The organism is Luteibacter sp. P4_D7_3, assembly GCF_056401735.1.
The window spans coordinates 1-20541 of record NZ_JBFUIT010000041.1 but is presented as its reverse complement, the minus strand read 5'-3'; the positions used below and the strand labels follow the sequence as shown (position 1 = coordinate 20541).

Genomic DNA, 20541 nt, shown 5'->3' with positions numbered 1-20541 from the left:
GGATGAGCCGACCGATGGCCTGGACCCGAACCAGAAGCACTCGGTGCGCATGCTCATCGACGCGATGGCTCGCGAACGCACGATCCTGATTTCCACGCATCTGCTCGAGGAAGTGCACGCGCTATGCAACCGCGTGGCGATTATCGCTAACGGCAAGCTGCTTGCCGACGCGACGCCTGCGGAGCTCGAAGCGCGCTCGCGTTACCACGGCGCCGTGTCGTTCAGTGCAGCGGGTAGTGGCGTGTCCCGCGAGATGCTGGCGCGTATTCCCAGCGTCGCGTCGGTGGAAGTCGATCCGCTCGACGGTCGCGTCACCGTCTTCCCGCGCCCTGGACAGCCGATCCTCGAGGAGGTGCAGGCCTTGTTACGCACGCAGAACCTCGAAGTCTCCGAGATCCAGCTGGAGCAGGGACGTCTCGACGAGGTGTTCCGGCAGATCACCACGCAGCCGCGCGGAGCGCAGTCATGAGCGGCGTGACGGCGATCATGCGCCGTGAGCTGTGGAGCTACTTCGTCACGCCCGTGGCCTACGTATTCATGGTGATTTTCCTGGTCATGGCCGGGGTGCTCACGTTCTACACGGGGGATTTCTACGATCGTGGACTCGCCGACCTCCAGCCCTTTTTCGACATGCATCCCTGGCTCTACCTGGTACTCGTACCTGCGGTAACCATGTCCACGTGGGCCGAGGAGCGCGCTTCGGGCACGCTGGAACTCCTGTTCTCCCTGCCGGTGTCGATCTCGCAGGCCGTGCTCGGCAAGTTCCTCGCCGCCTGGGCTTTCATCGGTATCTGCCTGGTCCTGACCTTCCCGATCTGGATCACGGTGAATTATCTCGGCGACCCCGACAACGGTGTGATCCTCGCCGGTTATGTCGGCAGCTGGCTGATGGCCGGCGCCTTCATCGCCATCGGTACGTGCATGTCGACGGCGACGCGCAGCCAGATCATCGCCTTCATCCTCACCGCGGCGGTGTGTTTCCTGCTGTTGCTCTGCGGCCAGCCGCAGGTACTCGATTTCTTCCAGGACGCGGTGCCCCCGAGGGTGATCGGTGCGCTAGGCCAGCTGAGCATTGCCCGGCATGCCAATGCCATTGCGCGCGGCGTGCTCGATCTCCGTGACCTGGTGTACTTCTTCGCCACCATCGTGGCCTGGCTTGCCGCCAGCGTCGTGGTCCTCGACCTGAAGAGGACGCGATGAGCACGTCGCGCCACTTGCATCTGTCCCGACCGTTCCTGCTGCGGCTGTCGTTGCTCGGCATCGCGGCCCTGTTCCTGGTCACGATCGCCATCAGTTCGCTATCGCTGCGCACGGCGCGTGTCGACCTCACGTCCGATCGCATCTACACGCTGACTCCCGGCACCCTCGACATCGTCGACGGCCTGAGCAAGCCGCTCACGCTTACGCTGTACTTCTCCGATCACGCCACGCGCGACCTGGCGCAACTGCGTAGCTACGAACAGCGCGTGCACGAAATGCTGCGCGAGATCGCCGTGCGGGCGCACGGCCGGATCCGCCTTCGCGTGATCGACCCGGTGCCCTACTCGGATGACGAGGATGCCGCCGAAAGCTATGGCCTCACACCCGCCACGGGCGGCAGCAACGGCGAGCGCGTGTTCTTCGGCCTGGTCGGCAGCAGTGGCCCCGGCGATACCGCGCCGCAGGCTATTCCTTTCTTCGATCCGGCGCGCGAAGCGTTCGTCGAGTACGACATCGCCAAGCTGCTCTACGAACTGGGCATGCCGAAGAAGCCACGACTCGGTGTGATGAGCTCCCTGCCGGTGGAAGGAAACCTGGTGATCGGCGAGTCACCCTGGACGCTGATGCATCAGCTCGACCAGCTGGCCGACGTGACCTCGATAGATCCGGACAGCGTTACCCGCATCGATCCGTCGATCAGCGTGCTGCTCCTCATTCACCCCAAGCACCTGTCTGACAACGCGCAGTATGCCCTCGACCAGTTCGTGCTGCGTGGAGGTCATCTGGTCGTTTTCGTCGATCCCGATGCGGAGATGGACACGGCACCGCTGATCGACTCCCACGGAACGGTGGACGATCACGACTCGAATCTGCCGCGCCTGTTCCAGGCCTGGGGCGTGGTCTTCGATCCGACGCGGGTGGTGCTGGACCGGTCGCAGTCGCTGACCATCGAACTCAATGGCAACAGCATTGGCCACCCGGCCATGCTCGGCCTCGGTGCGCAGGACCTCAACCACGACGATGTGGTGACGGCCAGCCTGCAGCGGATCAATTTCTCGACGGCCGGTTTCTTCGAACTGGCACCGGACACGAAGGCCCGCCTGATCCCGCTGGTGCAGACCTCGGACGAAGCAGCGATCGTGCCGGCCCAGCGCGTGCGCGATTCGGCCAGCGATCCGACCAGCCTGCTCGAGAACTATGAGCCGACCCACGAGCGCTACCTGCTCGCCGCGCGCTTGCGCGATACCTTCCACACGGCGTTCCCGGAGCGTCGTGAGAAGGGCCATCTTGCCGTCGCCGGTGGCCCCGGCGAAGTGGTGCTGGTCGCCGACACGGACCTGCTGTCGGACCGCCTCTGGATCGACGTGCAGCCTTTGCTCGGCCAGCAGCAACTGACGCCATTCGCCAACAACGGCGACTTCGTGGCCAACCTGGTCGATAACCTGGGCGGCTCGACAGCCCTGCTTTCGATCCGCGGTCGGGTGAATTCGCAGCGGCCCTTTACCCGCGTGAAGGCGCTCCAGGCGGCGGCGGATCGCAAGTTCCTGGTCAAGAAGCGCGAGCTCGAGAACGAGCTCTACGAAACCCAGCGCCGGCTCGCCGAATTGCAGCCGGCGAAGGGCGCGACCGGCCCGGCGACCGCCACGGCGGAGCAACGCAGGGAGGTGGAGCAGTACCTGCAACGCAAGCTCGCGATCGGCAAGGAACTGCGCGAGGTACAGCACCAGCTCAACGCCGAGATCGACGCACTGGGCCTGCGCCTGAAGTTCATCGATATCGTGCTGGTGCCGGGCCTGGTCGCGCTGCTCGGTCTGATCTACGGGTGGCGGCGCACGCGTCGCGCCCGTCGGGTCGTCTGAGCGCATGGGCGCCGGCGTCATGAAGTGGATCGTCCCCTGGGAATTCTCCTGGGTGTTCCTGATCGTTTTCCTTGCCGTGGCCGTGGCGTACGTCGCCGGTACCAGGCGTCTGCACGTGGCCCCGTTGCGCCAGGCGGCGTTCTGGGTCGGCATGGCGATGGTCTACGTGGCGCTGCACACCTACTTCGATTACTACGCCGAGCATGAGTTCTTCATGCACCGCATCCAGCAGGTGCTCCTGCATCATCTCGCGCCGTTGTTGATCATCGCGGCGTATCCCGGAACGGTGCTACGTGCCGGGCTGCCTTTGCCGCTGCGTGTTCGCCTGCGCCGTGCCGGGCAATCGTCGATATGGCGTGTGGCCGCCGGGTGCCTGTTCCATCCGGCCTTTGTCACCCTGTTCTTCGTCGCGCTGATCCTGGTCTGGCTCATTCCCGACATGCAGACCATGGCGATGCTCGACTGGCGTATCTACCGCGCGATGAACTGGTCGATGGTGCTTTCAGGGCTGGCCTACTGGTGGATCGTGCTGGACCATCGGCCGAAGCCACCAGGCCGGATGTCACCGGGGATCCGGGTGCTGTCACCGGCGATCACCATGACGCCGCAGATCGTCGCCGGCGCGATCGTCACCTTTTCGAAGACCGACCTCTATCCGATCTTCGAAATCTGCGGACGCGCCTTCACCCTCAACGTCCTCACCGGCCAGTTGATCGGCGGCGTGATCATGTGGGTGCCCGCGGCGATGATCGAGTCGGCGGGCGGCTTGCTCGCCTTGCGGCAATGGTTGCGGTTGTCGCGAAGCGGGCGCCTGCCTCGCAGGGCGCCCGTGCGTCGCGCCCCCGTGCGTCAGTAGACCTTCGGCACCTTCTCCGCCTTGGCGGTGACCTTGTCCTTCTTGAGCTTGCCCTTCAGCGGCGGAAGGTCGAATTCCTTGTCCGGCGTGAGTTTGTCGGGCACCTGATCGAGCAGGTGGCGGATCAGGTTCAGGCGGCCTTCTTTCTGGTCGTTGAAGTCGGCGACGAACCACGGTGCATCGGCAGTGTGCGTGTGCTGGATCATCGCGTCGCGCAGGTCGCCCATTTCGGCGTACTTCTCGCGGGCCTTGAGGTCCACGGGCGAGAGTTTCCAGCGTTTGAGGGGATCGGCCGCACGCTCGGCGAAGCGCTCTTCCTGCGGTTCCTGATCGACCGAGAGCCAGTACTTCAACAGGATGATGCCGTCGTCGGTGAGCAGTTTCTCGAAGGCGGGGCAGGCCTTCATGAAGGCGTCGTACTGTTCTTCCGTGCAGAAACCCATGGCCGGTTCGACCACGGCACGGTTGTACCAGCTGCGATCGAAAATCGTCAGCTCACCGGCGGCGGGCAGCTGCGTGACATAGCGCTGGAAATACCACTGGCTTTCTTCGGTGTGCGATGGCTTGCCCAGGGCGACGACGCGCGCGGCCCGGGTGTCCAGCTTGTCCGTGATCGCCTTGATAGTGCCGCCCTTGCCCGCGGCATCGCGCCCTTCGAGGATCACCAGCATGCGTTTGCCGGTCGCGCGCAGCCAGCGCGTCAGGCCGACCAGTTCGATCTGCAGGGCCTCGAGGTCGTGCTCGTAGGCTTTCTTTTTCTTCTTGCCCATCGGTTCGCGTCCGTTTTACGGGGAGGTGACCGGCATTGTGAGGCAGCAAATGTAAGTTTTGCGCGAGCGATGCTCGTCAGTCCGCGCCGATCAATGTCTGCAGTTCGTCGACCTGGTGCTCGCGGGTGAGCGTATCGATCAACTCGTCCAGATCGCCCTGCATGGTCTCGAGGAGACGGTAGAGGGTCAGGTTGATGCGGTGATCGGTGATCCGCCCCTGCGGGTAGCTGTAGGTGCGGATGCGCTGGCTGCGGTCGCCCGAGCCGACCTGCAGGCGCCGCGACTCGGCCTGGGCGGCACTCAGCTTGCTGCGTTCGGCGTCGAGGAGCCGGGCTTTCAGCAGGCTCATCGCGCGGGCGCGGTTCTTGTGCTGGCTGCGCTCGTCCTGGCATTCGACCACGGTGCCGGTGGGCAGGTGGGTGATGCGGATGGCCGAGTCGGTCTTGTTCACGTGCTGGCCGCCGGCACCGGATGCGCGGAAGGTGTCGACCTTCAGGTCGCCGTCGCGGATGTCGATGTCGTTGACCTCGTCCTGCTCGGGCAGGATCGCTACCGTTGCCGCCGAGGTATGGATGCGACCCTGGGACTCGGTTTCCGGCACGCGCTGCACGCGATGCGTGCCCGATTCGAACTTCAGCTTCGAGTACGCGCCGCGGCCTTCGACGCGCGCGACGACTTCCTTGTACCCGCCATGCTCACCTTCATTGGCGTGCAGGATCTCCACGTGCCAGCGCTGCCGTTCCGCATAGCGGACGTACATGCGGAACAGGTCGCCGGCGAAGATAGCGGCTTCGTCGCCACCGGTGCCGGCGCGAACCTCGAGGAAGAGGTTGCCGTCGTCGCGCGGGTCCTTGGGCAGCAAGAGCAACTGCAGGTCGGCGTCGAGCACGCGAAGATGGGCTTCGATCCGCGCGATGTCATCGGCCGCCATCTCACGCATTTCCGCGTCGTCGAGCATGACCCGGGACTCGGCCAGCTCGCGCTCGGCCGTGTCATGGTCTTTCAGCGAGAGGGTCACCGCTTCCAGCTGCGCATATTCGCGCGAGAGGTCGCGGAAACGCTGGCCGTCGGCGAGCACGTCCGGCTGCGCGAGCAGCAGGCCGATTTCTTCGTATCGCTCGGCCAGGGCTTCGAGTTTGCGGCGGATCGAGGGGGTCATTCGGGGCACGGGGTGTGGCAGGAGCCGCACATCATGCGGAAATGTCGTCGTCCGGGTCCAGTCCGTACAGCCGGCCGGCCGCATGGAGGAGGTCGAGATCGCCGGAAAGCGCAGCGTCCCGCAGGCGAGCGCTAGGGGCGTGAAGCAGTTTGTTGGTCAGGGTGTTGGCGAGGAAGGCGAGGGCCTCGTCCGGTGAGCGGCCCCTGGCGACCATGGCCTGGGCCTTGGCCAGGACCTCGTCGCGCTGGGCTTCGGCGGCGACGCGCATGTCCACGGCGGGATTGCGCAGGCTCAGGGCCCGGCGCCAGGACATGTAGCGATCGACCTGGAGGTCGATGATGGCATCGGCTTCGCGGGCGGCAAGCTCACGCGAGCGGCGGTTCTCGTCGATGACCTGCTTGAGATCGTCGATACCGTAGAGATACACGTCGTCGAGATGGGCCACTTCCGGCTCGATATCGCGCGGGACCGCGATATCCACCATGAACATGGGACGGCGACGGCGGGCGGCGATGGCGTCGGCCACCATCTGCTTCGTCACCACGGGCAGGCGCGAGGCGGTCGAGGTGATGACGATGTCGGCCTCGGCGAGGTGCCGGGGCAGGTCGGCCAGCGCGATGGCGTAGCCACTGTAGCGGCCGGCCAGTTCCTGGGCGTTCTCCAGCGTGCGGTTGGCCACGATCAGACGGCGCACCTTCTTGTCGGACAGGTGCCGCGCTGCCAGTTCGATCGTCTCGCCGGCACCGATCAGCAGCACGCAGGCCTGGCGCAGGTCGGTGAATACCTGTTCGGCCAGTCGCACGGCGGTGTACGCCACGGAAACGGTGTGCGCGCCGATGCGGGTATCGGTGCGGACGCGCTTGGCCACGGCGAAGGTATGTTGCAGCAGGCGTTCCATCGGCGCGCGCAGGCTCTGTGCCGTGCGGGCCTGCTGGTAGGCGTCCTTCACCTGGCCGAGGATCTGCGGCTCGCCCAGCACCATGGAGTCCAGCCCCGTGGCGACGCGGAACATGTGGCGTACCGCTTCCTGTTCGTCGTGCCGGTAAAGGAACTCGTCCAGGCGTTGTGGGGTCAATCGGTGCTGACGTGAGAGCCACTGGCGCGGCACGGCCTCGAAGCCTTCGGTCACGCTGCAGTACAGCTCAGTGCGGTTGCAGGTGGAGAGGATCATGGCCTCTTCGACACCCGGTTGACGGACAAGGTCGTCCAGCGCCTGCGGAGCCACCGCGGCATCGAATGCCACCTGTTCACGCAGGCTGACCGGCGCGGTGAGGTGATTGAGCCCGAGGGCGATGAGTGGCATGACGGGCGTGAGTCGGCTTCGGTGGCGTCGGCTAAGCTAAGGGCGCATTGTGCGCTAACAAGGCGTGTGGCTCTTGCAGCGCCCTATCGATTATGACGGAGACTAGTGTGCTGAGCGGTCGGTTCAAGTTCAAGCAACTGCGGCATTGTGTGGTCCTGGCCAGCCTCATGGCCGCCGCGACCGGATGTGCCGTGGCGCCCCACGAGGCGCCCCGAGCGACCCGAACCGGCGTCCAGCCCCTCGATCGGCTCCAGGTGGCCATTCTGCCACCCGAGCGCGATGTCCAGGCCCAGCTCATGGCAGGTGACTTTGCGCTGGCCGCCAACGATCTCAAGGCCGCCGCCGACGCGTACGGCAAGGCGGCGCAGCTCAGTGACGACCCCCGCGTTGCCGGGCGGGCGACCGAGCTGGCCCTGGCGGTGCACGACCAGGCCGCGGCCACCAGGGCGCTGGACCGCTGGGCGGCACTCCACGCCAAGCCGCTCGATCTGGCCGAGGGCAKGGCGAGGGTGGCCCTCGATCGCGGGGATACGGCAGAGGCCGAGCGCCAGCTCGACGCCATGATCGCCACCGGTGATGCGGACGCCTGGCGCGACATCGGCCGGACCCTGATGAGCGCGCGCGACGCCGCCCAGGCGGGCGTGCTGCTCGAGAAGATCGCCACACCGCAGCGACTGCCGAACGATTCGAGTGCCTGGCTGGCGATGAGCGAGCTGGGCGAGAACCTGGGCCGCCACGATTACGCGAAGGCTATCGGGGATGGCGCCATGGCGCGTTTCCATGACGGCACCACCTACGCCTGGGCCGCGCAGCAGAAGTTTCGTGCCGGCGACAAGGAAGGTGCGAAGAAGCTGTTCGCCAAGGCCGTCGCCAAGGATCCGAAGAACACCCGCCTGCGCCTGGCCTACGCCAGTGTTCTGGCTCAGGGCGGTGACGAGAAGGCAGCCGCGAAGCTGCTCGCAGCGGGCCCCCAGGACAGCGATACCTACACGATGCGGATGACGCTCGCTGCCCGTGCGAATGACAAGGCGGCCGTGGCGCGTCTCTACGAAGACATTCGCCACCGGCCTGACGATGTCCAATCCGACAACGCCTTCACCCTGGGCCAGTTGGCCGAGTTACTCGGCAAGGACGAGGACGCGCTGGACTGGTACGCGGCGGTCGGCGACGACGATCCCCACATTTACGACGCGTCGGTTCGCAGCGCCGTCGTCCTTCACACGCAAGGCAAGGACGATGACGCGCATGAGATCGTCGCCGAGCTGCAGACTACCTATGCCGATCGCCCGGAGCAGTTGCTGAAGGCCTTCGCGCTCGACGGCGAGTTGTACATGGACGCCCGTCAGTTCGATGCCGCCGCCGCCTCATACAGCAAGGCGTTGCGCGTCAAGGCTGACGATACCGACATGCTTTACGGTCGCGGTCTCGCCTACGCGGAGGCGGGAAAGATAGATCTTTCGGTCGCCGACTTCCGCAAGGTGCTGGAGCTCAAGCCGGGCGACGTCGAAGCGAGTAACGCGCTCGGCTACACGCTGGCAGACAACGATCGCGATCTCGGCGAGGCGCAAAGCCTCATCGAGGCAGCCCGCAGTGCCCGTCCGGACGACCCGTCCGTCGCCGATTCCTGGGGGTGGCTGCAGTTCCGCCAGGGTCAGCTCGTCCAGGCGGAGAACACCCTGCGCAGCGCGTGGCTCAAGCGCAAGGACGCGGACATCGGCGTGCACCTCGCTGAAGTGTTGTGGGACCGTGGCGAGCACGACGAAGCCCGCAAGGTGCTCAACGAAGTGCGCCGCATCGATCCCAAGAACGCTTCCCTGGAGCGGACCGAACGGAAGCTCAGCCCTTGAGGTTCCTACCGAAAAGCGTCGTCCTGCTGCCGATGCTGTTGCTTGCCGCCTGCGCCACCACGAGGGTTCCGGTGCGTATCCAGGGCGATGCGGCCACGCTCGGCATGCAGGAGCAGCGCGAACGCAGCCTCGCCGATACCGACCACTGGACGCTCGAGGGCAAACTGTCCGTCAGTGACGGCAAGGACAGCAACTCCGGCTCGTTGACCTGGCGGCAGGACGGCGAACGCTACGAATTTACCGTGCGTGGACCGATCACCGGCCGTACGTTCCGGCTCACCGGCGGTCCTGACGGCGCCGAGCTGGCGGGTCTGGATGGCGGCCCGCGCCGCGGCGCCGACGCGGAATCCCTCATGGCGAGCACCGTGGGCTGGCAGATTCCCCTGGCAGAGCTGAAGCGCTGGGCGCTTGGCCTGCGCGCCGATACCGGGCCGGCGGACATCGCCTTCGGCGACGACCGGCTGCCGTCGCGCCTGGTTCAGGATGGCTGGACCGTCGACTACAAACAGTGGGACGTGACGCGTCAACCGGCGATGCCCACGCGGGTGTTTGCGGAAAAGGCGCCTTACAAGGTCAGGCTATCGGTAGAGAACTGGTCGTTCGGGCGATAGCCCGCCGCTATACTCCGCCCCTGTCGAAGCACCCCGGCCCATGATGAATTTTCAGATCTCCCGCGCTCTCGCGGACGATGCCGAGYGCCTCTGTGCCATCGAGCGGGCGGCCGTCGAGCTGTTCCGCGGACACGAGGCGTGGCACAGCTATTCCTCGATGGCGCTGCCCGGCGACGTTGTTCGTGAGTTGATCGTCCGTGGCCTCGTATGGGTCGCCACCGTCGACGAAGAGATCGTGGGCTTCGTGTGCCTCGATACGGACGGCCTGCCCGATACGATCGGCGTGGCGGAGATCGACGTGCTCCCGGCCTTCGGCGGCAAGGGTATTGGTGCGGCGCTTCTCGAGCATGCCTGCCGGTGGGCTCGCGAGGCGGGGTATCGCCGGGTTGACCTCGGGACCCTGGCCGACGTGCCCTGGAATGCGCCGTTCTACGCCAAGCATGGCTTCAGCGTGGTCGACAAGCACGCGCCGGCGCTCGCCCGCGCGCTTGCGCGTGACCGTGAAAATGGCTTCCCCGACCACCTGCGCGTGTTCATGAGCCGCCCGCTGGCGCCGTTGGAGGAGGGCGACTGGACCGTCTGGCCCGCTCCGGCCAAGCTCAACCTCTTTCTTCGCATCGTCGGTCGCCGCGATGACGGGTACCACGAGTTGCAGACCGTCTTCCGCCTGCTGGACTGGGGCGATGAGGTGAGGCTGCGGATTCGCGGCGACGGCGTCATTACGCGGCCCAATCCCATCAGTGGCGTTCCCGAAGACGCGGACCTGACCGTTCGCGCCGCGCGTCTCCTGGCCGCTGAGACGCGGACCGAGCTGGGCGCGGATATCGAGGTCGCCAAGCGCATTCCCATGGGCGGTGGGCTGGGGGGCGGCAGTTCGGATGCGGCCTCCGTCCTTGTCGGCCTGAACCTGCTGTGGCGCACCGGCCTTGATGAAGACGCCCTGGCGGCGCTCGGTGTCAGGCTCGGCGCGGATGTCCCGGTCTTCGTCAGGGGGCGCTCGGCCTGGGCCGAAGGGGTGGGCGAACAACTGACCCCGATGCGTCTGCCGCGCCGCTGGTATGTCGTGGTCGACCCCCGCGAGAACGTGCCCACCGGCGCGCTTTTCAAAGCCACCGAATTGACACGAAATGCCCCGCGGGCGACAATTTCATCCTTTGTTTCTGGGGATTCTGCGGAGAACGCCTTCGAACCGGTGGTTCGCGCGCGTCATCCGCAGGTAGCGGCTGCACTGGACTGGCTGGGTGGCTTCGGCCAGGCGCGCCTGTCCGGCAGTGGTGGTTGCATTTTTCTGGAAACGAGAACCCACGAGGCGGCCCTTGCGGTCGCCTCGCGCTGTCCCAGGGGCTTCAGGGCCCATGTGGCGGCGGGTATCGACCCCTCGCCGCTGCACATCGCGCGGCAACGGATCGAAGCTTCGGGCATCGTGTCGTAAGGACGGGAAAGGCCGCGGGCTGCGGCAGAACGTATTTGTTGGGGCGTCGCCAAGCTGGTTAAGGCACGGGATTTTGATTCCCGCATACGCAGGTTCGAATCCTGCCGCCCCAGCCACCGTTCGCGGTGGCAGAGCCGATCCATCCCTCTCTCACGCCAGGAGTTCCTACGTGGATACGTCCACCCCGATGCTGTTCAGTGGCAATGCGCACCGCCTGCTCGCCGACGATGTCGCCGCCCGTCTCGGTATTCCGCTGGGTAAGGCCCTCGTCGGCCGGTTCAGCGATGGCGAGGCTCAGATCGAGATCGAGGAAAACGTTCGCAAGCAGGAGGTCTTCGTCATTCAGCCGACGGGCGCCCCCAGCGCGGAGAACCTGTTCGACCTGTTGGTGCTGATCGACGCGCTCAAGCGCGCATCGGCCGGCAGCGTGACCGCGGTGATGCCGTATTTCGGCTATGCCCGCCAGGATCGACGCCCGCGCTCGGCGCGCGTGCCGATCACGGCGAAGCTGGCTGCCAAGATGATTGCGACGGCGGGTGCCGACCGCGTTCTGACCATCGACCTGCATGCCGACCAGATCCAGGGCTTTTTCGATATCCCGGTCGACAACGTGTATGCCTCACCGGTGCTCCTGGCCGACATCTGGCGTCACCACAGCATGGATGACCTGATCGTGGTCAGCCCGGACGTCGGTGGTGTGGTGCGCGCCCGCGCCCTGGCCAAGCGCCTCGACGACGCGGACCTGGCGATCATCGACAAGCGCCGTCCGAAGGCGAACGTGGCCACGGTCATGAACATCATCGGCGACGTGGAAGGCAAGACCTGCGTGCTGGTGGACGACATCGTCGACACCGCCGGTACGCTCTGCGCCGCTGCGGCGGCGCTGAAGGAAAAAGGCGCCCGCAAGGTCGTCGCGTACTGCGTCCATCCGGTGCTTTCGGGTGCCGCGATCCAGAACATCGAAGGCTCCCAGCTCGACCAGCTGGTGGTCACCAATACGCTGCCGTTGCGCGACAACGCCCGCGACTGTGCGAAAATCCGCCAGTTGTCGGTAGCGGAACTGCTCGCGGAGACGATCCGCCGCATCGCCTTTGGCGAATCGGTGAGCTCGCTCTACATCGACTGACGTATCGTTTTTCGGGCTCCCCTGGTCGCGGAGGAGCCCTTTACCAGTCGCCGGAAGGCGGCTTTCAACACTGAGGCAACACCATGTCAACGAATCACAAGCTCACGGCTACCAGCCGCAAGGTCGAGGGGAAGGGTGCGAGCCGCCGCCTCCGCCTGTCTGGCTACGTACCGGCTGTCATCTATGGCGGCACCGAAGCACCGCAGGCCGTTCAGGTCCTGCATAACGACGTCCTGCTCGGCTCGCGCTTCGAGTCCTTCTACTCCTCGGTCATCGACCTCACGGTCGACGGCAAGCTGCAGAAGATCCTGATCAAGGACTGGCAGAAGCACCCGTTCAAGCAGCTCATGCTGCACATGGACTTCCAGCGCGTCAACGAGAACGAAGTCCTCAAGGTCGCCGTGCCGGTGCACTTCCTGAACCAGGAAAAGTCGCCCGCCGGCAAGACCGCCGGTCTGGTCATTTCGCATAACCTGACGGAAGTCACCGTCTCGTGCCTGCCGAAGGACCTCCCGGAGTTCATCGAACTCGACCTGGCCAAGCTGTCCGCCGGCGATATCGTCCACCTGTCCGACCTCAAGCTGCCGGCCGGTGTGGAAATCCCGGAACTGGGCCTGGGCAAGGAACACGACGTTGCCGTCGTGACCGTCGCGTCGGTCCAGGAAGAAGTCGATCCGGAACCGGCTGCAGGCGCGGAAGCACCGGCTGCCGAAGACAAGCCGGCCGACAAGAAGTAATTAGGCAAATGTAGGAGCCGATTCACCGGCGATCAGGGCAATGTAGGAGCCGATTCATCGGCGAAAACCAACGGAGCGGCGATGCCGATTCGTCCAATTGCCCAGCCATCGCCGATAAATCGGCTCCTACAAAAGCCTGATGAAACAATGGCAACACTACGTCTCATCGTCGGCCTCGGTAACCCCGGGGCCGAATACGTCAGGACCCGGCATAACGCCGGGTTCTGGTGTGTCGACGCCCTGGCGATGGATCAGGGAGAGCGTTGGACCTTCGACGGCAAGCTGCATGGCGAAACCTGCAAGCTGCGCCTCGGTGGCGAGACCGTCTGGCTGCTCAAGCCCGCGACCTTCATGAACAAGAGTGGCATCGCCGTTGCTTCGGCGCTGCGCTACTACAAGATCGCGCCGGAAGAGTGTCTCGTCGCACACGACGAGCTCGACCTCCCGCCCGGCACCGTCCGCATGAAGTTCGATGGCGGCCACGGCGGCCAGAACGGATTGCGCGACATCGTGGCCCATCTCGGCCACGGCAAGTTTCACCGCCTGCGGATCGGCATCGGCCATCCGGGGCACAAGGACAAGGTCACCCCGTGGGTGCTCGGCCGTCCCAATGCGGCCGACGAGGACGCCATCATGCACGGCATCGGGCGCGCGTTCGACGTGCTGCCGCTGGCGCTGGATGGCAAGTTCGAAGAGGCGATGAAACGCCTGCATACGGTCGCCTGACCGCACCAATCACTTCTACCGGACCTTAATCGCCATGGGCATCAAATGCGGCATCGTCGGCTTGCCTAACGTCGGCAAGTCCACCCTGTTCAACGCGCTGACGAAGGCGGGCATCGCCGCGGCGAATTTCCCGTTCTGCACTATCGAGCCGAACACCGGCATCGTTCCTGTGCCGGACCTTCGCCTGACCCAGCTCGCGGATATCGTGAAGCCGCAGCGTGTCATTCCGACCACCATGGAATTCGTCGACATCGCCGGCCTCGTGGCTGGCGCGTCGAAGGGCGAGGGCCTGGGTAACAAGTTCCTCGCTCACATCCGCGAGACCGACGCCATCGCGCACGTGGTCCGCTGCTTCGTAGACGACAACGTCATCCACGTGGCGAACAAGGTCGACCCGATCTCCGACATCGAAACCATCGACACCGAGCTGGCGCTGGCCGATCTCGAAGCCGTGCTGAAGGCACTGGACCGTGCGACGCGCGCGGCCAAGGCCAACGACAAGGAGGCGACGGCGAAGAAGCCGGTGCTGGAGAAGCTTCGCGTCGCCCTCGACCAGGGCAAGTCGGCGCGCTCGGCCGGTCTCGATGCGGAAGAGAAGGCGCTCGTCCGTGACATGTTCCTGATCACGATGAAGCCGCTGATGTACATCGCCAACGTGGCGGAAGACGGCTTCGAGAACAACCCGCACCTGGACGCYGTGCGCGCACACGCGGCGCTGGAAGGTGCTGAAGTGGTGCCGGTCTGCGCCTCGATCGAGGAAGAGCTCGGCCAGCTCGAAGACGCCGACCGCGACGAGTTCCTGAAGGACCTTGGCTTCGAAGAGCCCGGCCTCAACCGCGTCATTCGCGCCGGCTACCGCTTGCTTGGCCTGCAAACCTACTTCACCGCCGGTGAGAAGGAAGTCCGCGCCTGGCAGGTCCGCGCCGGCTCCACCGCGCCGCAGGCCGCCGCCGTGATCCACACCGATTTCGAGCGTGGCTTCATCCGCGCCGAGACGGTCGCCTTCGACGACTTCATCAAGTTCAAGGGTGAGCAGGGTGCCAAGGAAGCCGGCCGCCTGCGCCTGGAAGGCAAGGAATACCTGGTCAAGGAAGGCGACGTGCTGCACTTCCGCTTTAACGTCTGATTGCTGGCGTTGTTGTTCGACAAAAAAGCCACGGCTCGCGCCGTGGCTTTTTTGTTAGCGGGGATCGATGTCTTCGACAGCGATAAGGACCCAGCGGTAGCCAGGCGGCGCCTCGGGTCGCGGCACTCGGGCATTCCGAGCAGAGGCCTGAAAGAAGCTCGGCGGTGGCGGCGGGGTCGGGTATGGCGGCGGCGGATTTGCATTGTAGAAACGGCCGTAGAAAAGCGTATTGATGTCGGGGGTCTGGCGGTCTGGTTTACTCACTGTCGTTCTCCTTCGGCGTCGCGAACTCGACGAGCGCCACGTCGGCCACATTTATCACCATCGCGTAACTGTGTGAAATGTTCCCCGCGGTGCCGGGAAGTTTGCGAGTGGCGTCCGTCACTAGAAAATGGCCTTTCTCAGCGTTCGAGGGCCAGATGACTGGCCAGCCATAAACCGTGGATTTGTCCCTGAGGTGCAACACGACGAATTGCGAATAATCCGAAAAAATGGTGAACCATTCGCAGGGATGCGATGTTCTCGTGGTGACGTTGTGCTTCCGCAGTGCGCCATGTACCAGATCGTGGTTGGTGATCGTGGCAACGAACAGTCCCAGTCCAAGTGCCGTCAACGCGCCAGCGAACATGTGGCTGTTGGCTGTCCAGTATCCGAACGCATGCCATTCGCCGACGYGCATGGCGAGCAGATTTTCGAGTGCAAACTGAGAAGGTTTTTCGTGCGGAGTCAGCCCGAAGTACACCCAGGTCACGAGGAATCCGGGGGCCAGGTACCGGAGGAGCGCGACGACTTCGGTCGATATCTCGGGCATGTCATCAGTGCCAGGGTGGGCTGGATAACTTGCCCGGGCGGACGTGCTTCGACCATTCACTTCCGCCCTTGGTGGGGTGTAGGTGTGCGCTGAAGGTTATCCGAGGTGGCAAAGTCGATAAGTCTGACTGACGATGGACTGAAGGCGTCCGACGAGGCTTTCAAAAACTCTTCGCTAGTCCCGCGGCCCCGCCGTAACCTTCGCCAGCCACTTCCACCCGACGAGCACGGTCGGCACACCAAGTGACCACCAGAGTCCCGGGCTATCGAGGAACGCGCCGTGCACCAGTGCGCGAGCGGCTGGTCCGTTGCCTATATCGACCGAGGCATGGCAAGCCATGAGGCCCTGCACGATGAGGAGGCCCAGAAGAAAGAGCAGGGTGTAGGGGATGACGCGGATGACATTGCCGATCACTCCGAGGATGTCCGCGACCCAGGTCGATGTGAGGAAATCCCAAAGGTGGCCCAAAATCACGCGTCGCTCCGATCCGCCCTGGGCCGATGATACGAAGACTCCCCGTGGCCGTGCAGGTAGCACAATTCAATCGCTTGCAATTCAATATCCACGACCCTACATTCGAATCATGAGCAAGAACACCCTCCCGCCAGGCATCGAAGCACCGCGTACCCTCGACGGGCAGCTGTGTTTCGCGCTGTATTCGGCCAATCTGGCCATGGGCAAGCTCTACCGGCAGCTGCTTTCCGGTCTGGACCTTACCTACCCGCAGTACCTGGTCATGCTGGTGCTCTGGGAGGGCGACGGCATCACGGTGTCGGAACTGGGCGATCGCCTGTTCCTGGATTCCGCGACGCTCACGCCGTTGCTGAAGCGGCTGCAGGCGGCAGGTCTGGTCCAGCGGACGCGCGGTACCCACGACGAACGTCAGGTCATCGTCACGTTGACCGACGAGGGCAGGGCGCTTCGCGAGAAGGCGGGCCAGGTCCCGGTGGATGTCTTCTGCGCGACCGGGTGCGAGATCGACGAGGTGATTGGCCTCAAGAGCCAGCTGGAAAAGCTGCGCACCGGTCTCATCGACACGAACAACGCCTGACCGGCGTGCCGGTGGTCAGCCGGTGATCTGCCGCTGCATGTGATCCAGGTACTGATCCAGTTCCGCCACGCTGGCGAACACTTCGGCCACCGGTACCGCTTTCACGATCTCGAACACCTTCTTCACCTGCGGCTGCGGATTGAGTAACAGCGTGCGGCCGTCGCGGTCGTGCATCTGCTTGCGTAACTGCGCGAGGCTGCGCAGTCCGGCGCTGCTGATGTATTCCAGGCGGGAGAGGTCGATGACCAGCGTGCCGCCGTTGTCCACCATGGGGGTGATGTCACGCAGGGCACTGTCAAGATCGCCGAAGGTCGCCGCGTCGAGTCGCCCCTCGAGCCAGACGGTGGTGCGGGCAGGGGTCAGGCTTTCGCTGCGAACGATCAGGGTCATAGGGAGGGCTCGTCGGACAGGGAGGGGTCGAACCGGATAACGACACGGTTGCCGTGTGGATCGCGTGCATATTCGAATTCGCTGGCGATGCTGCGCGCCAGGTGGAGGCCCAACCCGCCGACTTCGCGGTGCGCGATGTCGCCGGGCAGCTCGGGCGGTTCGTGCTGGAGTGGATCGAATGCTTCGGCGTCGTCGCGCAACTCCAGACGGACGATGTCGGCGTGGATCTCGAGATGGATATCGATCCGGCCTTCGCGGCCGTCCGGATAGCCGTGGCGAACCGTGTTCACCAGCAGCTCTTCGAGAACGAGGCGCACGTCGGCGCGACAGGCATGGTCGATGTCGGCAAGGTCGAGCGTCAGCTCGGCCCGATCGAGGGCGAGGAACACGTCCTCCAGGCGGTTAGGAATGCACAGCCGCATCGAGGCGGGCTCCCTCGGCGCTGGTGTCGTGCCAGGTCAGGGCGAGCAGGGCGATGTCGTCGTAGGCGGCAGCACCTTCGACATAGGCGTCGACATCGCTCAATACATGCTCGACGAAGGTTTCCGGCGTGGCGCCTTCCTCGATGCGCGACACGCTGTCGAGCAGTGCGTGTGCGCCATAGAGCTTCTGGTCTCCCGCGTGCGCCTCGCTGACGCCGTCGGTATACATGAGCACGGTGTCGCCCCCAAGCAACGTGAGTACGCGTACAGGGTAGCGCGCTTCGCGGTCCAGGCCGAGGGCGGGGCCGGTTTCCACATCGACCAGGATGGCACTCCCGCCTGCATGCAGAACGGGTTGTTCGTGCCCCGCGCTGGCCAGTGCGAGCAGCCCGGTTTCGGTCTCGATCACGCCACATAACAGGGTGACGAACATGCAGGTGTCGTTGCCCTTGCACAGTTCCCGGTTGAGCGAACCGAGGATGTCGCTGGGCGAGCGCGCGTGGGTGGCGATCGTGCGTGCGAGGGTGATCGTGCGCGCCATGAATAGCGCGGCCGGAATGCCCTTGTCCGAGACATCGCCGACCATGACGCAGACGTGCCTCGCGCCGAGCGCGAAGTAGGTATAGAGGTCGCCGCCGACCGCGCTCGCGGGGCGCAGCGCGGCATGCAGTTCGAGCCGGCCGTCGTCGGCAAGCCAATGGGCCTCAGGAATCAGTGCGAGCTGGATCTGCCGCGCGATTTCGAGCTCGCTGGCCATGCGTTCCTGCTCGCGCGCCGTGCGCTTGGCGGTGTCGATATGCCCGGCAAGCTGATGGCGCATCTGATCGAACGCGCGGGTGAGCCGGCCCACTTCGTCGTTACGGCGAACCACGGGCAGGGCGAAGTCGAGGTCGCCGCGCGAGACATTCTCCGCGCGCTCGGCCAGCACGCCCAGCGGGGCCATCAGGCGGCGCGTCACGACCAGGGTGATCAGCGACACGCCGGCGAGAGCAAGCACGCCGAGCAGGATGTCGACCATATAGGTGTGACGCAGGTCGGCGAGGACCTGACGTTCCGGCATATTCAGGCCGAAGATCCAGCGCGTCCCCTTGATCGGCACGAAGTAAATCCAGACGGGCTCGCTTACGCGGCCGCCTTCCTCCGGTGTGATGCGTACCGGGTTGCGATTCGCCGCCACGGCCGCGAGAAGCGGCCGGCTCCCACGGGTTCCGATATAGGACTCCCAGTCGTGTGCCAGGAACTCGCCATTGGCGTCGAGCACGAAGGCGGATGCGTGCTCGGGCTTGGTCAGTTCACCGAGCAGCTTCTGCAGCCAACCCAGGCTGATGGTGGCGTCGGCGACACCGATCACCGGCAGGTTTTTCCCCGGGATGGCCATGGAGTAGCCGACCAGGGTCTCATTGCGCTCGGTGGAACGGAACGGCGGCTGCCAGCAGCCGTTGTCGCAGTTCAGGCCGCGAATAAACCATGGCGAGCTCCAGTAGGGCTCGGGATCGCTGAGGCGGYTGCCCATGATGATGCCGCCATCCGGCTTGCGCCGCGCGACCGGGGCGTCCTCTTCACGTAGCGCCGAATGGTCGCGGGGAATGAAGGCGGCGCTGATGTCGCCGATCTCGGGGTTGGCCTGGAGGATATCGTGGATGATCGCCGGCGCCTGTTCGCGCCGGGTGCTGAGCAGGCCGGCGAGGACCTGGTCGACCTTGGCGACGCCGTCGATTCGCGCCTGGATGCGGTTGGCGGCTGACCCGGCGATGGCTGCAGCCTCGCGTTCGGTCTGCCGGAGCGTCTGCTCACGGGTATGCGTCAGCAGCAGGCCGCCCGTGACGATCAGGACGATCGCCGACCCCAGCAGGACGGCCAGGGCGAGTCGGGAGGCGACGCTGCGAAGGACCATCGGGTGTTCCACGGGTATGTAGGGCCGAATCTATGCCGGCCGGGGCGGCCGGACAAGCCGTCGGGAGGCCATAATGCGACTTTTCAGAGCAAGGTAATTGCATGCCCGGCACGCAACGTGAGGTCGAATTCCGTTTTCTGGCCCAGCCGACCGACGTAAACTTCGGCGGGAAGGTCCATGGAGGCATGGCGATGAAGTGGCTGGACCAGGCCGGCTATGCCTGCGCCGTGGGCTGGAGCGGCGCCTATTGCGTCACCGCCTCGGTCAGTGGCATCCAGTTCCTTGCCCCGATCCTGATCGGCGACCTGGTCACCGTGCGTGCCCGCCTGATCCATACAGGTACCTCGAGCATGCACCTCTCGGTGGATGTGCTGGCCCGCGACCTGCGCAGCGGCGAGCAACGCCTCGCGACCAGCTGCGTGATGGTCTTCGTGGCGCTCGACAAGCCGGACGGCGGCAAGCCGACCCCGGTCCCGCCGTGGAAGCCGGTGGAAGCGAAAGACCTGCGCCTGCAGGAGTACGCCCTCAAGCTCATGGAGATGTCGCGCGCCATGGAGCCGTTGGTTCTTGCGACCCGCGAGGCGTAAAAACGCTTCCCTTCACAAGGGTACCTCGTTACACTTCGCGGCCCACCCGTYGACGGCCCGTATCGACGGGGTGTCCGGGCCTCCGGAAGCCGTCATTGCACGCTGATTCGCCTGCAGAAGTTATTGACAGTTTCCGGGACGCTCGCGACAATAGGCGTTCTATGTTGGAGGAATACCCAAGCGGCCAACGGGGGCAGACTGTAAATCTGCTGGCTTACGCCTTCGGTGGTTCGAATCCACCTTCCTCCACCAGACGAGTTCCGCGCAGTGCGGGAGTAGTTCAATGGTAGAACTTCAGCCTTCCAAGCTGATTGTGCGGGTTCGATTCCCGTCTCCCGCTCCATTGTAACTTCGCGCGCTGCGTAATCGTGCTCATGTAGCTCAGTCGGTAGAGCACTTCCTTGGTAAGGAAGAGGTCGCTGGTTCGATTCCAGTCATGAGCACCATCTTCGTCGTCCGCGGCGGTTCCTTTTTTACTATCTCATTGGCTCCAGCGGAGTTTAGCGCTCATGGCAAAGGGTAAGTTCGAACGTAAGAAGCCGCACGTGAACGTCGGCACCATCGGTCACGTCGATCACGGCAAGACCACGCTGACGGCTGCACTGACGAAGATCGGTGCCGAGCGTTTTGGCGG

22 protein-coding genes and 4 tRNA genes are annotated in these 20541 nt (G+C 64.8%); 18 read left to right on the top strand and 8 right to left on the bottom strand.

Annotated elements, in window-relative coordinates; all coding sequences use genetic code 11:
• The 4 genes from AC1DSN_RS06580 to AC1DSN_RS06565 all read left to right on the top strand — a co-directional run.
• Positions 1-469 (top strand): DrrA family ABC transporter ATP-binding protein (locus AC1DSN_RS06580; RefSeq protein WP_477330008.1); only part of this gene is annotated, 469 nt, incomplete at its 5' end.
• Entirely contained in the window at positions 466-1200 is a 735-nt protein-coding gene (locus tag AC1DSN_RS06575) for an ABC transporter permease subunit (protein WP_213950032.1), read from the top strand. The genes AC1DSN_RS06580 and AC1DSN_RS06575, both read left to right, overlap by 4 nt.
• Entirely contained in the window at positions 1197-3059 is a 1863-nt protein-coding gene (locus tag AC1DSN_RS06570; RefSeq protein ID WP_477296605.1) for a GldG family protein, read from the top strand. Before AC1DSN_RS06575 ends, AC1DSN_RS06570 begins: the two co-directional genes overlap by 4 nt.
• Before the next feature lie 4 nt (positions 3060-3063).
• Positions 3064-3915: a cytochrome c oxidase assembly protein gene (locus AC1DSN_RS06565; protein WP_477296604.1), complete on the top strand. Its 852-nt coding sequence runs from the start codon at positions 3064-3066 to the stop codon at positions 3913-3915.
• Here AC1DSN_RS06565 and ppk2 read toward each other — a convergent pair.
• From ppk2 to hemA, 3 genes are all read right to left on the bottom strand, one after another.
• Positions 3909-4685, bottom strand: coding sequence for a polyphosphate kinase 2 (gene ppk2, locus AC1DSN_RS06560; RefSeq protein WP_213950030.1), 777 nt, complete (start codon positions 4683-4685; stop codon positions 3909-3911). The genes AC1DSN_RS06565 and ppk2 overlap by 7 nt on opposite strands.
• Positions 4686-4761: 76 nt before the next feature.
• On the bottom strand, positions 4762-5844 hold the full coding sequence (gene prfA, locus AC1DSN_RS06555) for a peptide chain release factor 1 (protein ID WP_213950029.1): 1083 nt from the start codon (positions 5842-5844) through the stop codon (positions 4762-4764).
• Positions 5845-5875: 31 nt separating this feature from the next.
• A complete protein-coding gene (gene hemA / locus AC1DSN_RS06550; protein WP_213950028.1) occupies positions 5876-7147 on the bottom strand; it encodes a glutamyl-tRNA reductase in 1272 nt (423 codons plus the stop codon).
• Between the two features lie 254 nt (positions 7148-7401).
• On the opposite strand from hemA, the gene AC1DSN_RS06545 reads away from it, so the two are divergent.
• The 8 genes from AC1DSN_RS06545 (at position 7402) to ychF (ending at position 14752) form a co-directional block, all read left to right on the top strand.
• Positions 7402-8994 carry a tetratricopeptide repeat protein gene (locus tag AC1DSN_RS06545; protein WP_477330005.1) on the top strand — a complete coding sequence of 531 codons (1593 nt, stop codon included), beginning with the start codon at positions 7402-7404 and terminating at the stop codon, positions 8992-8994.
• Entirely contained in the window at positions 8991-9605 is a 615-nt protein-coding gene (gene lolB / locus AC1DSN_RS06540; RefSeq protein WP_255548732.1) for a lipoprotein insertase outer membrane protein LolB, read from the top strand. The genes AC1DSN_RS06545 and lolB overlap by 4 nt, the downstream gene beginning before the upstream one ends.
• Before the next feature lie 43 nt (positions 9606-9648).
• Positions 9649-11037 (top strand): 4-(cytidine 5'-diphospho)-2-C-methyl-D-erythritol kinase, encoded by a 1389-nt coding sequence (gene ispE / locus AC1DSN_RS06535; protein WP_477330010.1) that lies wholly within the window; start codon positions 9649-9651, stop codon positions 11035-11037.
• Positions 11038-11076: 39 nt separating this feature from the next.
• A tRNA-Gln gene (locus AC1DSN_RS06530) sits at positions 11077-11153 on the top strand.
• Between the two features lie 71 nt (positions 11154-11224).
• Positions 11225-12163, top strand: a complete 939-nt coding sequence (locus tag AC1DSN_RS06525) for a ribose-phosphate diphosphokinase (protein WP_213950081.1) — start codon at positions 11225-11227, stop codon at positions 12161-12163.
• 83 nt (positions 12164-12246) lie between these two features.
• Positions 12247-12900, top strand: coding sequence for a 50S ribosomal protein L25/general stress protein Ctc (locus AC1DSN_RS06520; RefSeq protein ID WP_213950027.1), 654 nt, complete (start codon positions 12247-12249; stop codon positions 12898-12900).
• A 147-nt stretch (positions 12901-13047) separates the two neighbouring features.
• Positions 13048-13626, top strand: a complete 579-nt coding sequence (gene pth, locus AC1DSN_RS06515) for an aminoacyl-tRNA hydrolase (protein WP_063573734.1) — start codon at positions 13048-13050, stop codon at positions 13624-13626.
• Between the two features lie 34 nt (positions 13627-13660).
• Positions 13661-14752, top strand: coding sequence for a redox-regulated ATPase YchF (gene ychF / locus AC1DSN_RS06510; protein WP_213950026.1), 1092 nt, complete (start codon positions 13661-13663; stop codon positions 14750-14752).
• A gap of 256 nt (positions 14753-15008) precedes the next feature.
• Here the strand turns inward: ychF and AC1DSN_RS06505 are convergent, their stop codons facing one another.
• Positions 15009-15563 (bottom strand): hypothetical protein, encoded by a 555-nt coding sequence (locus AC1DSN_RS06505; RefSeq protein WP_477330003.1) that lies wholly within the window; start codon positions 15561-15563, stop codon positions 15009-15011.
• A gap of 174 nt (positions 15564-15737) precedes the next feature.
• Positions 15738-16037, bottom strand: coding sequence for a hypothetical protein (locus AC1DSN_RS06500; RefSeq protein WP_477298220.1), 300 nt, complete (start codon positions 16035-16037; stop codon positions 15738-15740).
• 109 nt (positions 16038-16146) lie between these two features.
• On the opposite strand from AC1DSN_RS06500, the gene AC1DSN_RS06495 reads away from it, so the two are divergent.
• Positions 16147-16614, top strand: a complete 468-nt coding sequence (locus tag AC1DSN_RS06495; RefSeq protein ID WP_477298222.1) for a MarR family winged helix-turn-helix transcriptional regulator — start codon at positions 16147-16149, stop codon at positions 16612-16614.
• 15 nt (positions 16615-16629) lie between these two features.
• Here the strand turns inward: AC1DSN_RS06495 and AC1DSN_RS06490 are convergent, their stop codons facing one another.
• From AC1DSN_RS06490 to AC1DSN_RS06480, 3 genes are read right to left on the bottom strand one after another with little or no spacing between them, the layout of a single operon-like run.
• A complete protein-coding gene (locus AC1DSN_RS06490) occupies positions 16630-17004 on the bottom strand; it encodes an STAS domain-containing protein (protein ID WP_063573787.1) in 375 nt (124 codons plus the stop codon).
• Positions 17001-17426: an ATP-binding protein gene (locus tag AC1DSN_RS06485; protein WP_063573788.1), complete on the bottom strand. Its 426-nt coding sequence runs from the start codon at positions 17424-17426 to the stop codon at positions 17001-17003. Before AC1DSN_RS06485 ends, AC1DSN_RS06490 begins: the two co-directional genes overlap by 4 nt.
• Positions 17407-19320: a SpoIIE family protein phosphatase gene (locus AC1DSN_RS06480; protein WP_477330001.1), complete on the bottom strand. Its 1914-nt coding sequence runs from the start codon at positions 19318-19320 to the stop codon at positions 17407-17409. The genes AC1DSN_RS06485 and AC1DSN_RS06480 overlap by 20 nt, the downstream gene beginning before the upstream one ends.
• 101 nt (positions 19321-19421) lie before the next feature.
• Here AC1DSN_RS06480 and AC1DSN_RS06475 point away from each other — a divergent pair, with 101 nt between their 5' ends.
• The 5 genes from AC1DSN_RS06475 to AC1DSN_RS06455 form a co-directional block, all read left to right on the top strand.
• On the top strand, positions 19422-19907 hold the full coding sequence (locus tag AC1DSN_RS06475) for an acyl-CoA thioesterase (RefSeq protein ID WP_159892979.1): 486 nt from the start codon (positions 19422-19424) through the stop codon (positions 19905-19907).
• Between the two features lie 166 nt (positions 19908-20073).
• A tRNA-Tyr gene (locus tag AC1DSN_RS06470) sits at positions 20074-20159 on the top strand.
• Positions 20160-20176: 17 nt separating this feature from the next.
• Positions 20177-20250: transfer RNA gene (locus AC1DSN_RS06465), tRNA-Gly, on the top strand.
• Between the two features lie 27 nt (positions 20251-20277).
• Positions 20278-20353 (top strand) — tRNA-Thr (locus AC1DSN_RS06460).
• A 63-nt stretch (positions 20354-20416) separates the two neighbouring features.
• A partial coding sequence (locus tag AC1DSN_RS06455) for a GTP-binding protein (RefSeq protein WP_046969523.1) occupies positions 20417-20541 on the top strand: 125 nt, incomplete at its 3' end.